The organism is Shewanella sp. 4t3-1-2LB (assembly GCF_017368415.1).
Lineage (GTDB): Bacteria > Pseudomonadota > Gammaproteobacteria > Enterobacterales > Shewanellaceae > Shewanella > Shewanella fodinae.
Window position 1 is genome coordinate 1 of the sequence record NZ_JAFNJD010000114.1, and the last position, 1,011, is coordinate 1,011.

General features: G+C 48.9%; 1 pseudogene. It reads left to right on the plus strand.

The features are described from left to right. Nucleotides 1–63: 63 nt before the first annotated feature. Nucleotides 64–1,011: pseudogene (locus J3L11_RS18835) on the plus strand (IS3 family transposase); the annotation flags it as partial.

The window sequence follows — 1,011 nt, forward strand, 5'->3', positions numbered from 1 at the left end:
TGAATCGCCACTGATTTCCTAGACACCTTTTAGTTAGATAAACTAGCTAAAAAAGAGGTGTCCATGAGCCATAAACGTTACCCCGAACAATTCAAAATCGAAGCGGTTAAACAAGTCACTGTTGCCGGCCATTCTGTTGCTGACGTTGCTCAGCGTTTAGGTACCACCACTCATAGTCTTTATGCCTGGATTAAGCGCTATGGTCCTGATTCCGCGGAACACCTTCAGCAGTCTGCTGAGTCCGCCGAAATCCGACGACTACAAAAAGAGCTTAAGCGCGTTACTGAAGAACGTGACCTGTTAAAAAAAGCCGCGGCGTACTTCGCAAGCCACCCCGAGTAAGATACGCCTTTATCCAAGAGCATCATCACAGCCACTCTGTGCGACAACTGTGTCGGCTGTTTGATGTTCATCCGAGCGGGTATTACGCGTGGAGAAGTTGCGCCAAGTCGAAGCGGCAACGCGATAATGACCGGCTGACTGGTCAACTCAAACAGTGTTGGCTTGAGTCTGGTGGAGTCTATGGATACCGCAAACTCCATCGAGATCTACGTGACCTTGGTGAGCAATGCGGTATTAATCGTGTGCATCGCCTGATGCAGCGAGCAGGCTTGCGAGCGCAAGTTGGCTATCGCAAGCCTAGAGCTCGTAGTGGTGAGCAGCATGTTGTAACGCCAAATCGTTTAGAACGGCAATTCAATCCCTTAGCGCCGAACAAAGCGTGGGTAACGGATATTACGTACATCAAAACACATGAAGGTTGGCTCTATCTTGGCGCAGTGATGGACTTGTTTTCACGTCGCATTATTGGTTGGTCAATGGGCAACAGGATCACCAAAGAACTTGCGTTAGACGCCTTATTGATGGCGGTATGGCGTCGTAAACTTGATGGCAAAGTACTGGTTCACTCAGATCAGGGAAGCCAATACACGAGCCATGATTGGAATGAATTTCTGAGTGCTCATGGTTTGGAAGGTAGCATGAGTCGTCGAGGCAATTGCCATGATAACG